The organism is Pseudomonas sp. LB3P25, from assembly GCF_054897985.1.
In genome coordinates, this window is record NZ_CM142711.1 from 3,096,958 (window position 1) to 3,113,058 (window position 16,101).

The following is a 16,101-nucleotide window of genomic DNA, read 5'->3' on the forward strand; positions in this document are numbered from 1 at the left end:
CACAACCCCTTGTAGCAGCTGGCGAAGCCTGCGTTCGGCTGCGTAGCAGTCGTAAATCCGGTTTGCACGATTTTCCAGATGCACCGCGAGCGCTGATTTTACGACTGCTACGCAGCCGAACGCAGGCTCCGCCAGCTGCTACAGGTCGAGGTGAACCCTAACTCGTTGGCATCATTCGACCCGGTACTAAGGAACTAGCAATCTCAGCACTGCGGGCAATTGTTCCAAGGGCGGCGGCGCCCAAGAATCTGCACCAGACCGGGAAAATTTCCCGGGTATAACAAAAACTGCAGAGGTAGCCGTCATGACCCAACCCGCACGTCGCCAACCCTTCGTCTTGAGCGTGCTGCTCAGTGCCATGCTGTTGTCCGGCACCGCGCTGGCCGGCGTCACCGATCAAGACATTCTCCAGGACCCCAAGAACCCGGAGCAGATCGTCACCAACGGTCTAGGCGTCCAGGGTCAGCGCTACAGTCCGCTGGATACGCTCAACGTCAACAACGTGAAGGACTTGCGGCCGGTCTGGGCGTTCTCCTTTGGGGGTGAAAAACAACGCGGTCAGCAAGCACAGCCGATGATCAAGGACGGCGTGATGTACATGACCGGTTCCTACTCGCGAGTGTTTGCGGTGGATGCGCGCACCGGCAAGAAGCTTTGGCAATACGATGCGCGCCTGCCCGATGACATCCGCCCTTGCTGCGACGTGATCAACCGTGGTGTCGCGCTGTACGGCGACCTGGTGATTTTCGGCACCCTCGACGCCAAGCTCGTGGCCCTGAACAAAGACACCGGCAAGGTTGTCTGGAGCAAGAAAGTCGCCGACCATAAGGAAGGCTATTCGATCAGCGCCGCGCCGTTGGTGATCAACGGCAAACTGATCACCGGTGTCGCCGGTGGCGAGTTCGGGGTGGTCGGCAAAATCGAAGCCTACGACCCGAAAAACGGCGACCTGCTGTGGACCCGACCCACCGTCGAAGGCCACATGGGTTATGTCTACAAGGACGGCAAAGCGGTGGAGAACGGTATCTCCGGCGGTGAAGCTGGCAAGACCTGGCCCGGCGATCTCTGGAAAACCGGTGGCGCGGCGCCTTGGCTAGGCGGTTACTACGACCCTGAAACCAATCTGCTGCTGTTCGGCACCGGCAACCCGGCGCCGTGGAACTCGCACCTGCGTCCTGGCGACAACCTCTACTCGTCGTCGCGTCTGGCGCTCAATCCGGATGACGGCACCATCAAATGGCACTTCCAGAGCACACCTCACGACGGCTGGGACTATGACGGCGTGAATGAGCTGGTCTCGTTCAACTACACCGAAGGCGGCAAAGAGATCAAAGCCGCAGCGACTGCTGACCGTAACGGTTTCTTCTATGTGCTGGACCGCACCAACGGCAAATTCATTCGCGGCTTCCCGTTCGTGGACAAAATCACCTGGGCCACCGGCCTGGATAAAGACGGTCGGCCGATCTACAACGAAGCCAGCCGTCCAGGTGCACCGGGTACCGAAGCCAAAGGCAGTTCAGTATTCGTAGCCCCGGCGTTCCTCGGCGCGAAAAACTGGATGCCGATGGCCTACAACAAGGACACCGGGCTGTTCTACGTGCCGTCCAACGAATGGGGCATGGACATCTGGAACGAAGGCATCGCCTACAAAAAAGGCGCGGCGTTCCTCGGTGCCGGTTTCACCATCAAACCGTTGAATGAAGACTACATCGGCGTGCTGCGCGCCATTGACCCGAAAACCGGCAAGGAAGTCTGGCGCCACAAGAACTACGCGCCGCTGTGGGGCGGCGTGCTGACCACCAAGGGCAACCTGGTGTTCACCGGCACGCCAGAAGGTTTCCTGCAGGCGTTCAATGCCAAGACCGGCGAGAAGGTCTGGGAATTCCAGACCGGCTCCGGCGTTCTCGGCTCGCCTGTGACCTGGGAAATGGACGGCGAGCAGTACGTCTCGGTGTTGTCCGGTTGGGGCGGTGCCGTACCGCTGTGGGGCGGCGAAGTGGCCAAGCGCATCAAGGACTTCAACCAGGGCGGCATGCTTTGGACGTTCAAGTTGCCGAAAGACCTGGTCGTCGCCAAACACTAACCCTGAAACCCTCGCATAACCCCTGTAGGAGTGAGCCTGCTCGCGATAGCGGACTTCCAGTCAAAAGTGATGCTGACTGACACTCCGTCATCGCGAGCAGGCTCACTCCTACAGTGAGATTTGCCACAGGTAGATGTGGGCAAATCTACTACCAAATAACGAGAGTCCTCCTGCCAACGGCGCATTCGTCTGACGCGTGGGGCTCTCTACTATCGGTTCATCGCCTGTTTGCCCGACAGGCATCGACCCAGACAGAGGCCCACCATGATCTATGCACAACCCGGCACACCCGGCGCCATCGTTTCCTTCAAACCGCGCTACGGCAATTTCATCGGCGGTGAGTTCGTGCCGCCGGTCAATGGCGAGTACTTCACCAACACCTCACCGGTCAACGGTGAAGTGATCGCCGAGTTCCCGCGCTCCAGCGCCGCCGACATCGACAAAGCCCTCGACGCTGCCCACGCGGCCGCCGATGCCTGGGGCAAGACCTCGGCGCAGGACCGCTCCCTGGTGCTGCTGAAAATCGCCGACCGCGTCGAGCAAAACCTCGAAATCCTCGCCGTCGCCGAAACCTGGGACAACGGCAAAGCCGTGCGCGAGACCCTCAACGCCGACGTGCCGCTGGCCGCCGACCATTTCCGTTACTTTGCCGGTTGCATCCGCGCTCAAGAGGGCGGCGCCGCCGAGATCAACGAGCTGACGACGGCCTATCACTTCCACGAGCCGCTGGGCGTGGTCGGACAGATCATTCCGTGGAACTTCCCGCTGCTGATGGCCGCCTGGAAACTCGCCCCGGCCCTGGCCGCCGGTAACTGCGTGGTACTCAAACCCGCCGAGCAGACGCCGCTGTCGATCATGGTCTTCGCCGAGCTGATCGCCGATTTGCTGCCGGCCGGTGTGCTGAACATCGTCCAGGGCTTCGGTCGCGAAGCGGGTGAGGCGCTGGCCACCAGCAAGCGCATCGCCAAGATCGCCTTCACCGGTTCCACCCCGATTGGCGCGCACATCATGAAATGCGCGGCCGAGAACATCATTCCGAGCACCGTCGAGCTGGGCGGCAAGTCGCCGAACATTTTCTTCGAAGACATCATGCAAGCCGAGCCACAGTTCATCGAGAAAGCCGCCGAAGGCCTGGTGCTGGCGTTCTTCAACCAAGGCGAAGTCTGCACCTGTCCGTCCCGGGCCTTGGTGCAGGAATCGATCTACGACGACTTCATGAAAGTGGTGATGAAGAAGATCGTCAAGATCAAGCGCGGCAACCCGCTGGATACCGAAACCATGGTCGGCGCCCAGGCGTCCGAGCAGCAATACGACAAGATCCTCTCGTACCTGAAAATTGCTCAGGAGGAGGGCGCCGAGCTGCTCACCGGCGGCGCGGCCGAACGTCTTGAGGGCGACTTGTCGACGGGTTATTACATCCAGCCGACCCTGCTCAAGGGCCACAACAAAATGCGCGTGTTCCAGGAAGAAATCTTCGGCCCGGTGGTGGGTATCACCACCTTCAAGGACGAAGCCGAAGCCTTGGCGATTGCCAACGACAGCGAGTTCGGTCTCGGTGCCGGTCTGTGGACCCGCGACATCAACCGCGCCTACCGCATGGGCCGCGCGATCAAGGCCGGGCGTGTCTGGACCAACTGCTACCACCTGTACCCGGCCCACGCCGCGTTTGGTGGCTACAAGAAGTCCGGCGTCGGTCGTGAAAACCACAAGATGATGCTCGACCATTATCAGCAGACCAAAAACCTGCTGGTGAGCTACGACATCAATCCGATGGGGTTCTTCTGATCCGATAAGCACGCCGCAACCCCCCTGTGGGAGCGAGCCTGCTCGCGAAGAGGCCAGCACATTCAACATTGATGTTGATTGTCAGACCGCCTTCGCGAGCAGGCTCGCTCCCACATTGGTTTTGTGTGTACTGAAAAACCCCGCAACACCCCCTACCAATGCACGCCGCCACCTCGTTCGAAAGTAGCATTCGGGTGCCTGGCGCCCCGTGCATTAATGGCTTTACCGGAATCGTCCGGCACAAGAAGAGGATTGACCCATGTGGACTAAACCCGCGTTTACCGATCTGCGCATTGGCTTCGAAGTGACGATGTATTTCGCCAACCGCTGATTGTTCACCCGGCCAGCCGCTACGTTGGCCGGGCCTGCCTTCTGGAGCATTGCCCATGCATATTCGCGTTCTCGGATCCGCCGCTGGCGGTGGTTTTCCGCAATGGAATTGCAACTGCCGCCAGTGCGCCGCGATGCGCAATGGCAGCCTGCGGGCCCAACGGCGCACACAATCCTCGATTGCCCTGAGCGACAACGATGTGGATTGGGTGCTGTGCAATGCTTCACCGGACATTCGCGCGCAACTTGAGAGTTTCGCGCCGCTGCAACCAGCACGTCGGGTGCGTGACACGGCGATTGCCGGCGTCGTCCTGCTGGACAGCCAGATCGACCATTGCACCGGCCTGTTGAGCCTGCGCGAGGGCTGCCCGCATTCGGTCTGGTGCACCGAACGGGTTCATGAAGACCTGAGCAGCGGCTTCCCGTTGTTCACCATGCTCAAGCACTGGAACGGCGGGTTGCAGTGGCAACCGGTCGGGTTGGCCCGCGAGCCGTTCAGCATCCCGGCGTGTGCACACCTGCGATTTCGCGCGATCCCCTTGGTCAGCAACGCACCGCCGTATTCGCCCAATCGCGGCAATCCGCAGCCAGGCGACACCATCGGACTGTTTGTCGAAGACCGGCGCAGCGGTGCTTCGCTGTTCTACGCGCCGGGTCTTGGACAGGTCGACGACGAGGTTCTGAGCTGGATGCAACGCGCCGATTGCCTGTTGCTGGACGGCACCTTGTGGCGCGACGACGAGATGCGAATCTGCGAAGTCGGCCAGAACCTGGGCAGTGAAATGGGTCACCTGTCGCAAAGCGGCCCTGGCGGCATGCTCGACATCCTTGAAGGCTTCACCCGCCAGCGCAAGGTGCTGATCCACATCAACAACACCAACCCGATCCTCGATGAAGACTCGGCCGAGCGGGCGTTGCTGGAGCGGCGCGGGATCGAAGTGGCCTATGACGGCATGAGTATTGTGCTGTAGCGGAGGGCCCTTTCGCGAGCAGGCTCGCTCCCATAGTGGATCGCATTCCCCTGTGGGAGCGAGCCTGCTCGCGAAGACGCCAGACCAGACACCGCAGTTTTTCGGAGAACCGCAATGACTGACACCCCAATGACCCCCGCCGAATTCGAAGCGGCCCTGCGAGCCAAAGGCGCCTATTACCACATCCACCATCCATTCCACCAAACCATGTACGCCGGCCGATCAACCCGCGAGCAGATTCAGGGCTGGGTCGCCAATCGCTTCTACTACCAGGTGAACATCCCCCTGAAGGACGCAGCGATTCTCGCCAACTGCCTGGACCGCGACGTACGCCGGGAATGGCTGCAACGGATACTCGATCACGACGGTGCACCCGGCAGCGAAGGCGGGATCGAAGCCTGGCTGCGGCTGGGCGAAGCGGTGGGCCTGGATCGCGAGCAAATCCTTTCACAGGAATTGGTGCTGCCCGGTGTCCGTTTCGCCGTCGACGCCTATGTCAATTTCGCCCGTCGCGCCTGTTGGCAGGAAGCCGCCAGCAGTTCGCTGACCGAGCTGTTTGCGCCACAGATCCATCAATCCCGGCTCGATGCCTGGCCGACCCATTACCCGTGGATCGACGTCAGTGGTTACGACTATTTCCGTACTCGCCTGAGTCAGGCGCGACGGGATGTCGAGCATGGCTTGCGTATCACCCTGGCGCACTACGTCACGGTCGAAGGCCAGCAACGCATGCTGGAAATTCTGCAATTCAAGCTCGACGTGCTGTGGAGCATGCTCGACGCCATGAGCATGGCCTACGAGCTGGAGCGCCCGCCGTATCACACCGTCACCACGGAGCAGGTCTGGCACCGGGGGATTGCCCTGTGAGCCTGATCAACCGCGAGCAATCACCGTCGCTGCGTCAGGGTTTTCGCCTGCAATGGGAACCTCGTCAGGACTGTCACGTGCTGCTGTACCCCGAAGGCATGATCAAACTCAACACCAGTGCCGGGCAGATCCTCGATCTGGTGGACGGCCAGCGCAGCGTCGCGGCGATCATTGATCGACTGTCTGAGAGTTTCCCCGGCGTGCCGGGGATCGACGAAGATGTGTTGGCGTTTCTGGAGGTGGCCCATGCTCAATTCTGGATCGAGTGACTCGCCTCCGGGCCCGCCGCTGTGGCTGTTGGCGGAGCTGACCTACCGTTGCCCGCTGCAATGCCCGTATTGCTCCAACCCGCTGGACTTCGCCCGGCAGGGCGAGGAATTGAGCACCGAAGAATGGATCCGGGTGTTCCGCGAAGCCCGGGAGATGGGGGCCGCGCAACTGGGATTTTCCGGCGGCGAGCCGTTAGTACGTCAGGACCTGGCCGAGCTGATCAAGGCCGCCCGGGACATGGGTTATTACACCAACCTGATCACCTCGGGCATTGGCCTGACCGAGCAGAAAGTACGCGATTTCAAGGTCGCGGGGCTGGACCATATCCAGATCAGCTTCCAGGCCGCCGACGAAGCGGTGAACAACATGCTCGCCGGTTCGCGCAAGGCCTTCGCCCAGAAACTCGCCATGGCCCGGGCGGTAAAGGCCCAGGGCTACCCGATGGTGCTGAACTTCGTCACCCATCGGCACAACATCGACCAGATCGCACAGATCATCGACTTGTGCCTGGAGCTGGAAGCGGATTTCGTCGAATTGGCGACGTGCCAGTTCTACGGCTGGGCCGAGCTCAACCGCGTCGGCCTGTTGCCCACGCGCGAACAATTGCAGCGTGCCGAGCGCATCACTAACGAGTATCGCGAGCGTCTTGAGGCGCAGGGCCACCCGTGCAAGCTGATCTTCGTCACCCCGGATTACTACGAAGAGCGTCCCAAAACCTGCATGAACGGCTGGGCCAACCTGTTTCTCGACATCACCCCCGACGGCACGGCGTTGCCTTGCCACAGCGCCCGACAGTTGCCGGTGCAGTTTCCCAATGTGCGCGAGCACAGTATCGAGCACATCTGGACGGAGTCGTTCGGTTTCAATCGCTTTCGTGGCGATGACTGGATGAAAGAGCCGTGCCGCTCCTGCGATGAAAAGCACAAGGATCTGGGCGGCTGTCGCTGCCAGGCATTCATGCTGACCGGTGACGCCGCCAACGCGGACCCGGTGTGCAGCAAATCCCCGCACCACGGCATGATTCTAAAGGCCCGCGAGGAAGCCGAGGCACCGGGGCTGGGCATGGAACACCTGACGTTGCGTAACGAGAAGGCTTCGCGACTGATCTATCGCGGATGAATAAAGCAACACTACTCCCCTGTGGGAGCGAACTGTGGCGAGGGGATTTATCCCCGCTGGACTGCGAAGCAGGCCCAAGATTTTGGGGCGGCTGCGCCACCCAACGGAGATAAATCCCCTCGCCACAGTTCGCTCCCACAGGGGGTATCCGGTGAATTCAGAGTCTGAGTACACCAGCCTGCTACCCATTGGTCTGATTGCATTCACCACCGGATGCTTTAGTGTGGACGTTACCTTCCAAAACAATAAAAACAGGCTTTCCAATGAGCCAGAGTCTCAGTCAGCTGCGTAAATTCGTTTCGCCTGAAATCATCTTTGGTGCCGGCTGCCGGCACAACGTCGGCAATTGCGCCAAAACCTTTGGCGCCCGTAAGGTGCTGTTGGTCAGCGATCCCGGTGTGATTGCGGCCGGTTGGGTCGCCGATGTCGAGGCCAGCCTGCAAGCTCAGGGCATCGAGTATTTCCTGTACAGCGCGGTCTCGCCCAACCCGCGGGTCGAAGAAGTAATGCTCGGCGCCGACCTGTACCGGGAAAATCATTGCGATGTGATCGTGGCCGTCGGTGGCGGCAGCCCGATGGATTGCGGCAAAGGCATCGGCATTGTCGTCGCCCATGGACGCAGCATCCTCGAATTCGAAGGCGTGGACACCATCCGTGTCCCGAGCCCGCCGCTGATCCTGATTCCGACCACCGCCGGGACCTCGGCCGATGTCTCGCAATTCGTGATCATCTCCAACCAGCAAGAACGCATGAAGTTCTCCATCGTCAGTAAGGCGGTGGTGCCGGACGTGTCGTTGATCGACCCGGAAACCACGTTGAGCATGGACCCGTTCCTGTCGGCCTGTACCGGCATCGATGCGTTGGTGCATGCCATCGAAGCGTTTGTGTCCACCGGTCATGGGCCGTTGACCGATCCCCATGCGCTGGAGGCGATGCGCCTGATCAACGGCAACCTGGTGCAGATGATCGCCAACCCCAACGACATTGCCCTGCGCGAGAAGATCATGCTCGGTAGCATGCAGGCCGGGCTGGCGTTCTCCAACGCGATCCTCGGCGCGGTGCATGCCATGTCCCACAGCCTCGGTGGTTTTCTCGATTTGCCTCATGGTTTGTGCAACGCGGTGCTGGTGGAACACGTGGTGGCGTTCAACTACAGCTCCGCACCTGAGCGCTTCAAGGTGATCGCCGAGACCTTTGGCATCGATTGCCGTGGCCTCAATCACCGGCAGATTTGCGGGCGTCTGGTGGAACATCTGATCGCTCTGAAACATGCCATTGGCTTCCACGAAACCCTTGGCCTGCACGGGGTCAGCACCGCGGACATTCCTTTCCTGTCGCAACACGCCATGCACGATCCGTGCATCCTGACCAACCCGCGCGAGTCCAGTCAGCGTGATGTCGAGGTCGTCTATGGCGAAGCCCTCTGACGAACAGCAACGGGCGCTGGCGGGGTTACTGGGATTAGGCAGCCACTCGGCGCGCAAGAGTCATTACCCGGAACTGGCCGCGCGCCTTGACGAGCTGGAAGCCGAGCGCAATCGCTACAAATGGCTGTTCGAAAACGCGGTTCACGGGATCTTCCAGGCCAGCCTCTTGGAAGGCATGCGCGCCGCCAACCCGGCCCTGGCACGGATGCTCGGCTATCAGGACCCTCAGGAAGTGCTGTTCTCGCTGGCTGACCTGGCGAGCAACCTGTTTGTCGGCGGGGCTAAAGAGCTGGAAAACATCGGTGAACTGCTCAAGCGCGAGCGTAGCCTGCTCGGGTACGAAACCCAATTGCGGCGCAAGGATGGCAGTAGCCTCGACGTGCTGATGAACCTGTTACTCAAGCCCGATCAGGAAGGGCTAGTGGAAGGTTTTGTCGCCGACATCACTGAACGCAAACTCGCCCAGCAGCGCCTGCAGCAACTCAACGACGAACTGGAGCAGCGCGTCACTGCGCGCACCGACGAGTTGCTGGAAGCCAACCGCAACCTGCAACAGCAGATCACCCAGCGTAAACAGATTGCCCAGGCCTTGCGCGATGCCCGGGACGCCGCCGAGGCCGCCAACCGTAGCAAGGACAAATACCTCGCTGCCGCCAGTCATGACCTGCTGCAACCGCTCAATGCCGCGCGTTTGCTGATCTCGACACTGCGTGAGCGCAAGCTGCCCGACGTCGAGCAAGTGCTGGTGGAGCGTACTCACCAAGCGTTGGAAGGGGCGGAGGATTTGCTCACCGATTTGCTGGATATTTCCCGGCTCGATCAGGCGGCGGTCAAACCGGACATTGCGCTGTACCGCCTCGACGAATTGCTCGCGCCGTTGGTGTCGGAGTTCCAGTCAGTGGCGCAAGCCGCAGGGTTGAACCTGCGGGTGCACATAGGCGATTACGCCATCAGCACGGACTTGCGCCTGATGACGCGGATTCTGCGCAACTTCCTCAGCAACGCCTGCCGCTACACCGACGAGGGCTGCATCCTGCTGGGTGCCAGACGCCGGGGTGAAATGCTGCGCCTGGAAGTCTGGGACACCGGGCGCGGGATCGCGGCGGACCGACTGGATTCGATTTTCCTCGAGTTCAACCAACTGGACGTCGGACGCGCCGCCGACCGCAAAGGTGTGGGCCTGGGGTTGGCGATCGTTGAACGCATCGCCAAGATCCTCGGCTATAAAGTCGGGGTTCATTCGTTGCCGGGGCGCGGTTCGATGTTCAGCATCGACGTGCCGATTTCCCATGAAATTCCGCTGCCGATCAGTCTGGCAGCACCACAACCCGGCACCGGCAATCCATTGCCGGGCCGGCGTTTGCTGGTGCTGGACAACGAAGTGAGCATCCTCGAAAGCATGAGCGCGCTGCTCGGGCAATGGGGCTGCGAAGTGGTGACAGCCACGGATGAATTTTCCGCACTGGCAGCCTTGCAGGGGCGACCGCCCGAACTGATTCTGGCGGACTACCACCTCGATCACGGGGTGGTGGGCTGTGATGTGGTCAGGCATTTGCGCGAGCATTACCGCCAGGCGATTCCGGCGGTCATTATCACCGCAGACCGCACGGATCAGTGTCGGCGCTCATTACAGCGGCTCGACGCACCGCTGCTGAACAAACCGGTGAAACCCGGCAAGTTGCGCGCGGTGCTGAGTCAGTTGCTGGGGTAGCGATAGTGCAGGCTGAAACCGAGCTCGGCTGACTCGCCTTGCTCCAGCAAACGCAACCCCGGTCGACCGGGCAGGTGATGCGCGTTGACCGGGTGGCTCACCGGTTCGATACAGAAAAAATCCAGGCCCACCGGGCAGTAGAGCAGGTAGTAATCGCTGCCCGTGGCCCGGCATTCCAGCTCATAGCCCAACGCTGGCTGGCGGATCAGGCAGTGGCCGTCCCATGCGCAGAAGCCGTTGTCGACCAATGTGTCGGGCAACACCTTGAGTGCCTGGAAATCCCATTCGGCCGGCAACGCGCTGAGGTGTGTCGGTAGTTTTGTCCCGTCACACAACCAGACGTGCCGGGCTTGCGCCTGCAACTGGGTGCCCGTGGTACGCGGAAAGTAAGGATGCAAACCGAGCCCATGCCAGGCAGGGCTTTCGGCCAGATGGGTGACCTTTAGATCAATACTCAGCTTGCCTTCGCTCAGGTGAAATCGTTGCCGGGCGCGATAGGCGAAGGGCGTGGTGCTGTCGAGTTGCAGGACGACTTCATCGCGCGTCTGCGAAACCACCTGCCACGGCTGTTGCCAGGCGCTGCCGTGAATCGGCAGGGGATCGGTGAGGCTGTTGGGTGTCAGTGCCAGCCAGCCATCGGGGCCGTCGAAACCCCCTTCGGCAATGCGATTCGACCAGGGAACCAAGGGAAAACAGCCGAGCTTGCCCGGCAGGCCGGTGTTTAGCGCGTGGGCATCGCTATGGCGAAACAGCGGCAGACCCGTGCTGCGCACGCTCCAGTTGACGATGCTGCCACCGAGTTGCGGGGCGAGGGTGAGGTGGGTGAATTCGTCTTCGAGGTTCAGCAATGTTGGCGGCATTTCAATTGAACTCTGATGTGAGAACACCGCTGAGCCTTGTAGCAGCTGGCGAAGCCTGCGTTCGGCTGCGAAGCAGTCGTCAATCCGGTGAATGCGATTTTTCTGATACACCGCGCCGTATGGTTTTACGACTGCTGCGCAGCCGAACGCAGCCTTCGGCAGCTGCTACATGGCGACCTGCTTCATCCCTGGAACAGCGGCTCCGGCAAACCTTTCACCCCGGGATAGAGGGCGAACACACCGCCGGCCAGTGACTGTTCGTCGTGGTCGTCGCCGGGGCGGATCGAGGTCACGAACAGCGTGTCCAGGCGACTGCCGCCGAAGGCGCACATGCTCGGTTTTTTCACCGGTACGGCGAGGGAACGGTCCAGTCGGCCGTCGGGGTTAAAGCGGTGAATCAGCCCGGCGTCATTGGCGCAAATCCAGTAGCCGCCTTCGGCATCGACCGCAGCGCCATCGGGACGACCAGGGAACTGATGCATGTCGACGAACAGCCTCCGGTTGGACGGCGTGCCGCTGTCGGTGTCGTAATCAAAGGCCCAGATTTGCTGGACCAGGGGATGAGAGTCAGACAGGTACATCGTCCGCCCGTCCGGGCTGAAACCCAGACCGTTGGGCACGATAAGCCCGCTGAGTTGCGCCTCGAGTGGCCCGCGTTGCCCGGCACTGTAACGGTAAAGCGAGCCGTCGGCAGCGTTGGCGCCCATGTTCAGCACCATACTGCCGGCCCAGAAGCGCCCCTGACGATCGCAGCGACCATCGTTCAGGCGCATATCGGGGCGGGCGTGATCGACATGTGCCAGCAGTGCGCTGTCGAGGCTGCCGTCGTTGTGCGGGTGCAGATGGAAGAACCCGCTTTCCATCCCGGCAACCCAGCCACCGTCGCGGTGACGCGCGATGCAGGCGAGCATTTCCGGCGCTGTCCAGGCGTGGACATGACCGGTTTCGGCGCTCCAGCGTTGCAGGCCCCCGGCGGGAATATCGACCCAGTACAGGGCGTTTTCTTCGGGGACCCAGACCGGGCATTCCCCGACCGCGTTACGGGCATCGACAATCAATTCAGCGTGCATGGCAACTCATTCCCTGGGGTTTTTGTTTGGGGTGAGGAGGTTCAGTCGCCAAACGGGCCAGAAGCGACAAACGCGCCCCCCTGGTAAACCATCGCAGGGTCATCAGCGGCCGGCATTGGTTGGGCTTCGATTTTTTCGCGGAATACTTCGGAGTTGTCCTGTGGTTTATAACCCAGGCCGGTTGCGAAACGGTTATCCCACCAAACGTTCTTGTTATCGGACACGCCGTAGACCACGGTATGGCCGACGTTCGGGGCGTACAACGCGCATTCGAGCAGTTGGGTCAGATCACCGAAGCTCAGCCAGGTGCTCATCATGCGGCGGTTCAGTGGTTCCGCGAACGAGGAGCCGATGCGCACGCTGACGGTCTCGATGCCGTAGCGATCGAAGTAGAAACTGGCCATGTCTTCGCCGTAGGACTTGGACAAGCCGTAGTAGCTGTCCGGGCGGCGAGGGGAGTGGGCGTCGATGACTTCATCCTGCTTATAGAAGCCGATCACGTGGTTGGAACTGGCGAAAATCACGCGCTTCACACTATGGCGGCGAGCAGCTTCGTAGATGTGAAACACGCCGCAGATGTTGGCGCCGAGGATCTCTTCGAAGGAGTGCTCCGTCGACACGCCGCCGAAGTGCAGGATTGCGTCCACGCCTTCGACCAGTTGATGGACTGCTTGCTTGTCTGCCAGGTCGCAGGGCACGACTTCTTCACGGTCATCGATGGCCGGGGCGATGTCAGCGATGTCCGACAGGCGAATCACATTGGCGTAGGGCCGCAGGCGTTCGCGCAGGACTTTGCCGAGGCCACCGGCGGCACCGGTCAGGAGTAGACGATTGAAAGGGGCTGGGGGAGTAGTGGTCATGGAAGTCCCTGGATACGCAGTTATTGTTAGTTGTTGTAAGTTGTCGTACGACTAAGGCGAAGTATCGTTAGCCATTCTGGTGGTTGTCAACGACACATCAATTGAAATTGACGAAGGGTCTGGTCGCCCCGCGATCGATGTAGCAGCTGGCGAAGCCTGCGTTCGGCTGCGCAGCAGTCGTAAACCCTGCGCACGTGATTTTCCTGATGCACCGCGTCGGCTGATTTTACGACTGCTCCGCAGCCGGACGCAGGCTTCGCCAGCTGCTACAAAGAGTGAGTTGTGGCACAAATCGGGGATTCAACCTTGTCGAAATACCCGCCTTACAGCAACGAGATCGGGTAGTTGATGATAATGCGGTTTTCGTCGAATTCATTGGTGCTGAAGTCCTTGCGGATCGACGCATTACGCCATTTGACGTTGAGATTCTTCAGCGCGCCGCTCTGCACCGTGTAAGCCAGTTCTGACTCGCGGCCCCATTCCTTGCCGTCGGTGATGGTGCCTGTGTGCACGTTATCGCCGCTGATGTAGCGGTTCATCATCGTCAGGCCGGGAATGCCGAGCGCCACAAAATTGTAGTCGTGGCGCAGCTGCCAGGATCTTTCCTTGGCGTTGTCATAGCTGGAGTTGTAGCTGTCGTTGGCCAGGGTGCCGCCGCTGGTGCCGTTGACCCGCATCCAGACATCGTCGCCGGTGAGTTTTTGCAGGCCGACAAAGAAGGTGTTGCCGCCGTATTTGGCCGAGAGCATGGCGAATGCGGTTTTGTTGTCGAGGTCGCCGGCCAGGGCGCTGCCGTCTTCCTTGCCGATGAAGTAGCCAAGGTTGGCGCCGAGGGTCCAGTCGCCGATGGGCTGGCTGTGGCTCAGGTTGAAATACTGCTGCTGATAAATGTCGCTGAGTTGTGCGTACCAGACGCCGACCTGGGTGCGCTTTTCGTTGAACGCATATTCACCGCCGCCAAAGTTGAAACGGTCCGAGGTGAAAGCAGCCGATTTGCCGTTCATGAACATGTCTTCCATGCTCGCATCGTTGCGCGGGCTGTTGGCGCGGAACTGGCCGCCGTAGAGCGTCAGGCCACTGATCTCTGTGGACGTTACCTGACCGCCGCGGAAGGTTTGCGGCAGGGAGCGGCCGTCGTCGGAGCGCAGGATCGGCAACACCGGCATCCATTCGCCGACCTTCAATTCGGTTTTCGAGACTTTACCTTTCAGCGCCACACCCAGGCGCCCGAAATTGTCGGCAGGGCGGCCGTCGTCATGAATCGGCAGCAACGAGGTGCCGCCTGTGCCTTTGCCACCGTCGAGCTTTTCCGAGTACAGGCCCAGCACATCCATGCCGAAACCGACGGGGCCTTGGGTGAACCCGGATTTGGCATCGAGGATGAAGCTTTGCGTCCACTCCTCAGCCTTGCCCTGCGGGTAGGCCGGGTTAGTGAAGTTGCGGTTGATGTAGAAGTTGCGCAAGTTCAACGTGGCTTTGGCGTCATCGACGAAACCTTCGGCATGACTGGTCATGGGCAGGGCGAGGACCAGGCTGCTGCAACCGATCAGGCTCAGGGTGTGACGGCGTGCGAAGGTTGGGCGAGGGGTGCAGACGGAGGAATTGCGGACGAGCTTGCTCACAGTGACGCTCCCGTGTTTCTTGTTGTTTTTATTTTTTGTCATACGTCGTCGTACAACATTGGGGCGGATTATTTGCAAGTGTTGCGGGGAATGTCAATCAGAAGTTGTACGATGACTTTGCGCGATTTTGTAGTATGCCGAAGAACCCTGTGGGAGCGAGCCTGCTCGCGAATAGGCTCTGTCAGGCAACATTGATGTTGAATGACACACCGCTTTCGTCGGAGCGCCGCCCGGAGCCGGCTCGCTCCCACAGGGATTGGCGTTTTAGCCGGTGATCATCGGCGGCATCGTGCCGAGTAAAGAAACCGCTGCCACCGCTCCCATCCCCAGCAACCATTCGAAGATGACGCTGCTTTTCAAAGCAGTCGGACGCTGCTCGCAGTCGTTGATCCGCAGTCGATTGAACAGTGCCAATCCCAGCATCGCGGCGACAAGCACAACCTTGATCAACAGAATCAGCGCAAACCCGGACAGCAACGGCGTCGGCCAGAACTGCCCGGTGAGTACCCGCACGTTGATCAAACCGGTCATCACCAACCCCGCCACCAATACGTAACCAACGCCGCTGAAGCGTTGCAAGGTCGCCTTGATTGAATGCTCTGTCGGCTGCCGCAGGATCATCACCAACAGCATCAAGCCGCCGAGCCAGGCACCGACGCAGGTCAGGTGAATGATTTGATTGAGGATCAGCAATTGGCCGTTGAGGCCGTCGAGCATGGCGCCGTGGCCGACCGGGGCGAGGGTGGCCAGCAGCAGGCTGGCGAGGCCGATTCGCAGGGGCAGGTTTGAGCGCAATGGCGTCATTAGCAGCGCGACCAACACAGCATTGAGCAGCAGGTGCCAGCGCCATACCTGGCCGAAAAACGTCTTGCCCAGCACCAGTTGCAGGGTCGATGGATCGAATGCCGCGTCCCACGATCCGGCCATGCTGGCGGTGATCAGCAGCAACCAGCTAACGCCAGTGACCAACGCCACCGCCGCCAGCCAGCGGCTTGTCTTCGTCAGTCGCAGATCCAGATTTCCAGCGTCGCCATTGACCAGCAGAGGCCTGAACACCCAGGCCCCGAACAGCATCAGCACGACAGTGAAATGCAGAAAGCGGCACAGCACCATCGCGCTCGTCATG

14 protein-coding genes are annotated in these 16,101 nt (G+C 60.6%); 9 read left to right on the forward strand and 5 right to left on the reverse strand.

The genetic code is table 11. The annotated features are described in order from the left end of the window. The first annotated feature begins 304 nt into the window (after positions 1 to 304). The 9 genes from ACYZTW_RS14075 to ACYZTW_RS14115 all read left to right on the forward strand — a co-directional run bounded on the left by ACYZTW_RS14075 (position 305) and on the right by ACYZTW_RS14115 (position 10,563). Positions 305 to 2,083, forward strand: a complete 1,779-nt coding sequence (locus ACYZTW_RS14075; protein ID WP_415767404.1) for a PQQ-dependent methanol/ethanol family dehydrogenase — start codon at positions 305 to 307, stop codon at positions 2,081 to 2,083. A gap of 264 nt (positions 2,084 to 2,347) precedes the next feature. Then, on the forward strand, positions 2,348 to 3,868 hold the full coding sequence (gene exaC, locus ACYZTW_RS14080; protein WP_462005379.1) for an acetaldehyde dehydrogenase ExaC: 1,521 nt from the start codon (positions 2,348 to 2,350) through the stop codon (positions 3,866 to 3,868). 259 nt (positions 3,869 to 4,127) lie between these two features. Further along, a complete protein-coding gene (gene pqqA / locus ACYZTW_RS14085) occupies positions 4,128 to 4,199 on the forward strand; it encodes a pyrroloquinoline quinone precursor peptide PqqA (RefSeq protein WP_003253598.1) in 72 nt (23 codons plus the stop codon). Between the two features lie 55 nt (positions 4,200 to 4,254). Then, positions 4,255 to 5,169, forward strand: a complete 915-nt coding sequence (pqqB, locus tag ACYZTW_RS14090; protein WP_462005380.1) for a pyrroloquinoline quinone biosynthesis protein PqqB — start codon at positions 4,255 to 4,257, stop codon at positions 5,167 to 5,169. 114 nt (positions 5,170 to 5,283) lie between these two features. Further along, a complete protein-coding gene (pqqC, locus tag ACYZTW_RS14095) occupies positions 5,284 to 6,036 on the forward strand; it encodes a pyrroloquinoline-quinone synthase PqqC (protein ID WP_462005381.1) in 753 nt (250 codons plus the stop codon). After that, positions 6,033 to 6,305 (forward strand): pyrroloquinoline quinone biosynthesis peptide chaperone PqqD, encoded by a 273-nt coding sequence (pqqD, locus tag ACYZTW_RS14100; RefSeq protein WP_046048900.1) that lies wholly within the window; start codon positions 6,033 to 6,035, stop codon positions 6,303 to 6,305. The genes pqqC and pqqD overlap by 4 nt, the downstream gene beginning before the upstream one ends. Next, positions 6,283 to 7,425 carry a pyrroloquinoline quinone biosynthesis protein PqqE gene (pqqE, locus tag ACYZTW_RS14105; RefSeq protein ID WP_462005382.1) on the forward strand — a complete coding sequence of 381 codons (1,143 nt, stop codon included), beginning with the start codon at positions 6,283 to 6,285 and terminating at the stop codon, positions 7,423 to 7,425. The genes pqqD and pqqE overlap by 23 nt, the downstream gene beginning before the upstream one ends. A 263-nt stretch (positions 7,426 to 7,688) precedes the next feature. After that, positions 7,689 to 8,852 (forward strand): alcohol dehydrogenase-like regulatory protein ErcA, encoded by a 1,164-nt coding sequence (gene ercA, locus ACYZTW_RS14110; protein WP_283184275.1) that lies wholly within the window; start codon positions 7,689 to 7,691, stop codon positions 8,850 to 8,852. Beyond that, the gene (locus ACYZTW_RS14115) at positions 8,836 to 10,563 is read left to right on the forward strand and encodes a hybrid sensor histidine kinase/response regulator (RefSeq protein ID WP_462005383.1); all 1,728 of its coding nucleotides are present in this window, start codon (positions 8,836 to 8,838) and stop codon (positions 10,561 to 10,563) included. Before ercA ends, ACYZTW_RS14115 begins: the two co-directional genes overlap by 17 nt. Here ACYZTW_RS14115 and ACYZTW_RS14120 read toward each other — a convergent pair. From ACYZTW_RS14120 to copD, 5 genes are all read right to left on the reverse strand, one after another. Then, positions 10,548 to 11,423 carry an aldose 1-epimerase gene (locus tag ACYZTW_RS14120; protein WP_462005384.1) on the reverse strand — a complete coding sequence of 292 codons (876 nt, stop codon included), beginning with the start codon at positions 11,421 to 11,423 and terminating at the stop codon, positions 10,548 to 10,550. The two genes, ACYZTW_RS14115 and ACYZTW_RS14120, sit on opposite strands and share 16 nt — an antisense overlap. Before the next feature lie 182 nt (positions 11,424 to 11,605). Further along, positions 11,606 to 12,493, reverse strand: coding sequence for an SMP-30/gluconolactonase/LRE family protein (locus tag ACYZTW_RS14125; RefSeq protein WP_462005385.1), 888 nt, complete (start codon positions 12,491 to 12,493; stop codon positions 11,606 to 11,608). A 41-nt stretch (positions 12,494 to 12,534) separates the two neighbouring features. Next, complete coding sequence (locus tag ACYZTW_RS14130) at positions 12,535 to 13,353, reverse strand: NAD-dependent epimerase/dehydratase family protein (RefSeq protein WP_462005386.1); 819 nt, start codon at positions 13,351 to 13,353, stop codon at positions 12,535 to 12,537. 323 nt (positions 13,354 to 13,676) lie between these two features. Continuing rightward, entirely contained in the window at positions 13,677 to 14,975 is a 1,299-nt protein-coding gene (locus tag ACYZTW_RS14135) for an OprD family porin (protein ID WP_462005387.1), read from the reverse strand. Between the two features lie 264 nt (positions 14,976 to 15,239). Then, positions 15,240 to 16,100 (reverse strand): copper homeostasis membrane protein CopD, encoded by an 861-nt coding sequence (gene copD, locus ACYZTW_RS14140; protein ID WP_462005388.1) that lies wholly within the window; start codon positions 16,098 to 16,100, stop codon positions 15,240 to 15,242. Position 16,101: the final 1 nt, after the last annotated feature.

Coding starts and splice junctions, on each gene's coding strand:
- ACYZTW_RS14075 (WP_415767404.1), top strand. CDS start 305: ATGACCCAACCCGCACGTCGCCAACCCTTCGTCTTGAGCGTGCTGCTC.
- copD (WP_462005388.1), bottom strand. CDS start 16,100: ATGACGAGCGCGATGGTGCTGTGCCGCTTTCTGCATTTCACTGTCGTG.
- ercA (WP_283184275.1), top strand. CDS start 7,689: ATGAGCCAGAGTCTCAGTCAGCTGCGTAAATTCGTTTCGCCTGAAATC.
- pqqC (WP_462005381.1), top strand. CDS start 5,284: ATGACTGACACCCCAATGACCCCCGCCGAATTCGAAGCGGCCCTGCGA.
- exaC (WP_462005379.1), top strand. CDS start 2,348: ATGATCTATGCACAACCCGGCACACCCGGCGCCATCGTTTCCTTCAAA.
- ACYZTW_RS14130 (WP_462005386.1), bottom strand. CDS start 13,353: ATGACCACTACTCCCCCAGCCCCTTTCAATCGTCTACTCCTGACCGGT.
- ACYZTW_RS14115 (WP_462005383.1), top strand. CDS start 8,836: ATGGCGAAGCCCTCTGACGAACAGCAACGGGCGCTGGCGGGGTTACTG.
- pqqB (WP_462005380.1), top strand. CDS start 4,255: ATGCATATTCGCGTTCTCGGATCCGCCGCTGGCGGTGGTTTTCCGCAA.
- pqqE (WP_462005382.1), top strand. CDS start 6,283: ATGCTCAATTCTGGATCGAGTGACTCGCCTCCGGGCCCGCCGCTGTGG.
- ACYZTW_RS14120 (WP_462005384.1), bottom strand. CDS start 11,423: ATGCCGCCAACATTGCTGAACCTCGAAGACGAATTCACCCACCTCACC.
- ACYZTW_RS14125 (WP_462005385.1), bottom strand. CDS start 12,493: ATGCACGCTGAATTGATTGTCGATGCCCGTAACGCGGTCGGGGAATGC.